Annotated in this window: 6 protein-coding genes; all 6 read left to right on the top strand. The window is 63.6% G+C overall.

Annotated features, from left to right (window positions below):
• Positions 1-34: 34 nt before the first annotated feature.
• The 6 genes from CAK78_RS10020 to CAK78_RS09995 are packed head-to-tail and all read left to right on the top strand — an operon-like array spanning position 35 to position 4,859.
• Positions 35-796, top strand: coding sequence for a DUF3450 domain-containing protein (locus tag CAK78_RS10020; protein WP_172442886.1), 762 nt, complete (start codon positions 35-37; stop codon positions 794-796).
• The gene (locus tag CAK78_RS10015) at positions 793-2,094 is read left to right on the top strand and encodes a MotA/TolQ/ExbB proton channel family protein (RefSeq protein WP_094697169.1); all 1,302 of its coding nucleotides are present in this window, start codon (positions 793-795) and stop codon (positions 2,092-2,094) included. Before CAK78_RS10020 ends, CAK78_RS10015 begins: the two co-directional genes overlap by 4 nt.
• Positions 2,091-2,621, top strand: coding sequence for a MotA/TolQ/ExbB proton channel family protein (locus CAK78_RS10010; protein ID WP_094697168.1), 531 nt, complete (start codon positions 2,091-2,093; stop codon positions 2,619-2,621). The genes CAK78_RS10015 and CAK78_RS10010 overlap by 4 nt, the downstream gene beginning before the upstream one ends.
• Complete coding sequence (locus CAK78_RS10005) at positions 2,618-3,019, top strand: ExbD/TolR family protein (RefSeq protein WP_094697167.1); 402 nt, start codon at positions 2,618-2,620, stop codon at positions 3,017-3,019. The genes CAK78_RS10010 and CAK78_RS10005 overlap by 4 nt, the downstream gene beginning before the upstream one ends.
• Positions 3,016-3,678 (top strand): energy transducer TonB, encoded by a 663-nt coding sequence (locus tag CAK78_RS10000; RefSeq protein ID WP_017410458.1) that lies wholly within the window; start codon positions 3,016-3,018, stop codon positions 3,676-3,678. Before CAK78_RS10005 ends, CAK78_RS10000 begins: the two co-directional genes overlap by 4 nt.
• A gap of 2 nt (positions 3,679-3,680) precedes the next feature.
• Positions 3,681-4,859 (top strand): hypothetical protein, encoded by a 1,179-nt coding sequence (locus CAK78_RS09995; protein ID WP_176452740.1) that lies wholly within the window; start codon positions 3,681-3,683, stop codon positions 4,857-4,859.
• Positions 4,860-5,086 lie beyond the last annotated feature (227 nt).

The following is a 5,086-nucleotide window of genomic DNA, read 5'->3' as shown; positions in this document are numbered from 1 at the left end:
ATGAGAATAGTTATCATTGTTAATGATTTGTATCATGAACAAGTTTTGGGGTTTGGCCTTGTTGCCACTGTCAGTCCACTTCGCTGCCGGCGCCGACGAGCTGGTCGCGCCGGCACTGAAAAACAGCATAGCTGCTGGGAAAGCCTCCCAGCAGCGCGTGGAAAAAGCCGCCGATGCGGCCGTTGCCGCTAGGCTGGAGCTGCAAAATGCGCAGCTACAACTGCGCGATCTGGAAGCCTACAACCGCTACATGCAGTCTCTGGTGGCCGATCAGCAAAATGAGCTGGGCAAGCTGAATCAGCAGCTGGAGGCGGTACAGGAGACCAGGCAGGGCCTGATCCCGCTGATGCTGCAGATGCAGGCCGAGCTGGAACAGCTGGTGGAGAGCGACATTCCGCTGCGCAAGGAAGATCGCCTGGCGCGGGTTGAACAGCTGAAAGCCACCCTGGCCCGAGCCGATGTGAGCGAGGCGGAGAAGTTCCGCCAGCTGCTGCAGGCCTACCAGATCGAAGCCGAATATGGCAGCCGGCTCGACAGCTATGCCGCCGAACTGGTGTTGGACGGCGCACCGCGCCGGGTCGACGTGCTGGCGGTGGGTCGGGTCTCCCTGTTGGCGATGACTGCCGATCGTTCCCAGGCGTGGCGCTGGTCCGCGCAGAACAAGCAGTGGCAGCCCCTCGACAGCCAGTGGCTCTCCCCCGTCGCCGAGGCGCTGGAGATGGCCGCCGACAAGAAAGTTCCCCAGTTGTTGAATGTCCCCCTTTCCGTCAGCCGTGGTCAGGAGGCCCAGTCATGAGCGTCACCATGAAGTGGTTCCCCCTCGCCCTCTCTCTGGGCACCACTGCCGCCGTGGCCGATGAAGCCTGGCAGCAGCAGGAACAGGCCCGTGAACAGCAGGCACAGCAGGATCTGGCGTCTGTCTCCAAGGAGCTGAACAGTGCCCGCGCCAAGCTGGCCGAGGCCCAGCGCCTGAGCAAGGAGCTGGCCAGCCAGTTCGCTACCAATGAGAAGCAGCTGGTGGAGCTCAATGCCCAGTGGGAGCAGGCCTCCGGCGACATGAACGAGATCTTTGCTGTCACCCGTCAGGGGGCCAGCGATGCGGTCAAGCTGCTGAGTGAATCCGCCGTCGAAGGTCAGTACCCCGAGCGCCTCGCGCCGCTCAAGGCGATGGCGCAGGAGAAGCAGGTACCGGATCGCGCCGCCCTTGCCCTGCTGCCTGCCACCCTGCTGCAGGAGATCCGAGAGTCGGGCCGGGTTGCCCAGTTCAACGGCAAGGTGCTGGATGCTCAGGGGGCGGCCAGCGAGCAATCACTGACCCGGGTCGGCAGCTTCGCGCTGTTTGGCGAGCAGGGGTTCCTGCAGCCAACCGCCGAAGGCCTGAGCCCGGTGCTGGGCCTGCCCGGCAACGTGCTCTCCGCTGCGGCCGCTTATCAGGGCCAGGAAGGGGAAGCGCTGCCGCTGGATCCCTCCCACGGCACCCTGCTGGCAATGCTGGCGCAAGCCCCCACCTTCTGGCAGCAAGTCCAGCAGGGCGGCCAGGTTGGCGCCATCATAGTGCTGCTGGCCGCCATCGGCCTGGGGATCGCCGGGGTGCGGCTGTGGAGCCTCTCCCGTGAACTGGGTCGGGTTCGTCGTCAGCTCAAGAGCGGTGAATATCATGCCGACAACGCCCTCGGCCGGGTGCTGACGGTGGCCGACAAGCATCCAGAGCTGAGCATGGAGACCCTCGAGCTGCGTCTCGATGAGGCGATCCTGCAGGAGACCCCCCGCATGGAGCGCGGCATCGGCATGGTCAAGGTGATCGCAGCCATTGCCCCCATGCTGGGGCTGCTCGGTACCGTGACCGGGATGATCGGTACCTTCCAGGCCATCACCCAGTTTGGCACCGGCGATCCCAAGATCATGGCGGGCGGCATCTCCATGGCGCTGGTCACCACGGTACAGGGTCTGGTGGCGGCCATTCCGCTGATCCTGGCCCACAGCCTGCTGCAGTCCCGCTTCACCGAGCTCTCCAACGTGCTGGAGCAGCAGGTGGCCGGCATTCTGGCCGAGCGGGCCGAAAGCAATAACGGCGGGATGGAGCGGGCGGCATGATGCTCGACATCTGGCAACAGCTGCAGAGCTTCATGGGCCGTGGTGGCCCGGTGCTCTGGGTCATTCTGGCCCTGCTGGTGCTGATGTGGATTCTGATGATCGAGCGGCTGCTCTACCTCAACCTGGGGTTTGCCCCGCTGCAGCGCCAGCTGCTCGGCCGCTGGCAGGCCCGCAGCGAGCGTCACAGCTGGCACGCTCGGGCGATCCGCAGCCGCTGGCTGGCCGAGGCCGAGCTTGAGCTCAACCGTCATCTGATCTTCATCCGTACCCTGGTGGTGCTCTGCCCCATGCTGGGGTTGCTGGGTACCGTGACCGGCATGATAGGCGTATTCGATGCGTTGGCCGCGGCCAACCGCTTTAACCCGGAGAGCATGGCGGGCGGGATCTCCCGCGCCACCATCCCCACCATGGCTGGCATGGTGGTCGCTCTCTCCGGCGTGTTGTTACTCAGCCGTCTCGAGAGCCAGGCCAAGCGTGCGCTGGCCAAGACCCGGGACGGCCTGCGAGAAGAGAAGGTAATGCAATGAGACGGCAATCCAAACGCCAGCGCGATGAAGTGCAGATCGACATGACCCCCATGCTGGATATCGTGTTCATCATGCTGATCTTCTTTATTGTCACCACCTCCTTCGTGCGCGAAGCCGGGCTCGAGGTGCACAGGCCTCAGGCCAGCCAGGCCAAGGCGCAGAAGTCCTCCAGCATCATGTTGGCGATCGGCCCCCAGGGGCAGATATTCATCGACCGCAAGCAGATCGACGTGGAGCGAGTACAGGCCAGCGTCGCCCGCCTGCTGGCGGAGCAGCCCGATGCCAGCCTGGTGATCCAGGCCGACGAGCGGGTACCCCACGGCAAGGTGGTGCGGGTGATGGATGAGGCCAAGGCGGCAGGCATCGCCAACATCGCCGTGGCGGTGGCACCGAAATGAAATACAAGCTGATGAGCCTGGGACTGGGGATTGCCCTCAGTCTGGGGATCCTGCTGTTCATGGCCACCTTGGTGGAGCCGCCCAGAGGGGAGAAGGCGAGCGCCGAGCAGAAGTCCATCGTCATCAACATGCAGAACGAGGTGACCGAGGTACAGGTGCGCGAGCGCCCGGTACCCCAGGAGCCGGAACCCCTGCCGGAGCCGCCTGCCGCACTGGCCTCGACGCCTTTGCCTATGCCGGCGGCGGCCCCGTTGCCCTCGGTGCAGCCGAGCCTAGATCTGGTCTCCAGCCTCAGCGCGGTGCAAGTCTATGCCCCTGGCGTTGCGACCAGCCCTACCCCGGTTGCGAGCGGCAATTTCCATGGTCAGCAACAGGGGGCCGGGATCGGCGCCGGTGACATGCTGATGCCGTTGCAACGGATCGAGCCTGTCTATCCCTATCGGGCCCAGCAGGCCGGCATCGAAGGGTCGGTGACCCTGCGTTTCAGCGTCGATGCCGACGGTCGGGTACAGGATGTGGAAGTGGTCGAGGCCAAGCCGAAGCGTCAGTTCGAGCGGGCGGCCATTCAGGCGATCAACAAGTGGCGCTATCAGCCGAGACCCGGCGCCACCGACAAGCTGGTGCAAGTCATCACGCTCAAATTCAAACTGGAGTCATAACTATGTTGCGGATCTGGATCTGTGTGCTGGCCCTGGTCAGCCAAGCCTGTCTGGCGATGGAGGTGAGCCCTCTTTTCTCCCGCCAGCTGGAGCCCGTGATGAAGCTCTATCAGTCCGGCCATTGGCAACAGGCCCAGAGCAAGGCATCCGGCCTCAAACCAAATAGCGATGCTGAGCGCGCCTGGCTGGCCCAGCTGCAGGCCTCCCTGGCTGCCAACCTGCAGCAGACCGCGCAGGCAAGCCGTTACGTGGAGCAGGCTCTGGCCTATAAAGAGTGGCCCGAGCAACAACAGCTGCAACTGCTGCGGCTGCGCGGCGACATCCAGGCCCAGCAATCCAACTGGACCGGCGCCATCGCCAGCTACAAGGCCGCGTTGGCCATCAAGGCTGACGATGCCTTGCGCCTGCGTCTGGCCGGCCTCTATTACCACAACAAGCAGTACGGTGAGGCGGCCAGCCAGAGTGAACAGTTGTTGAAGAAGAGCTGGCAGAAGCAGGCAGCCATCATCCGCCTCTCCGCTCTCACCGCGCTGCAGCGCTACACTGTGGCCGCCGATCAGGCCGAAGAGCTGATCCGTCACGAGCCGAAAGAGAGCAAGTGGTGGCAACAGGCGGTGTCGCTCAACCTCTCCGCCAAGCGCGGCGATCAGGCGCTGGCGCTGCTGCAAACTGCCATCGACAGGAAATTGATGGATGATGCCGCCGCCCGCAACCAGCTGATCCGTCTTTATGCCTGGCAGGGGCTGCCCTATCGCGGCGCCCGCCTGCTGGAAGCTGCCATGGCGAAGGGGCAGATGAAACAGAGCGCCGAGAACCGTCAGCTGCTGGCCCAGCTATGGGAAGGGGCGCGCGAGTGGCCGAAGGCCGTCGACAGCTGGCAGCTGCTCGCCCGCGAGCATGCTCATCCCAAGGCGGCCATGCGCGCCGCCGAGCTGCTGTTGCAACAAGGCAAAACAGATGCCGCCATGACCCAGCTCGCCGCCATCAAGTCGGTAAAAGGGGAACAAGGCAACAGGGCCAAGGCGCTGCTGGTACAGGCACACCTTAATAAGGAGCAGTATGCCGAGGCGCTGGTGCTGGCCCGTGAACTGCAGCAGCAGGGTAACTGGCAGCAGCGGGCGACCAGCTGGGTCAACTATATCCAGGCTCAAAGCGAAGAGTTGAGCAAAAAAGCGGCGTGATACCGGGCGAAAACCTGTGATTAGAGGGCTTTAGTCTGCTTTTTCAGCAAACGAACGCATTTTTGCAAAAAGCCCTTGTCATCGCGGCGCGCCTCCCTATAATGCGCCCTCACCAGCACGGCGGAACACGCCAACCTGATGAGCTCGCTTCCTCGTGAAGCCAGCGCCGAAAGAAAAGCGAAAACAACCGCTTGACTTTCGAAGTGAGGAAGGTATTATACGCCACC

The sequence above is a fragment of the Aeromonas sp. A35_P genome (assembly GCF_002259925.1).
In the GTDB taxonomy this organism is placed as follows: Bacteria; Pseudomonadota; Gammaproteobacteria; order Enterobacterales; family Aeromonadaceae; genus Aeromonas; species Aeromonas dhakensis.
This window is presented reverse-complemented; position numbering and strand designations above follow the sequence as displayed.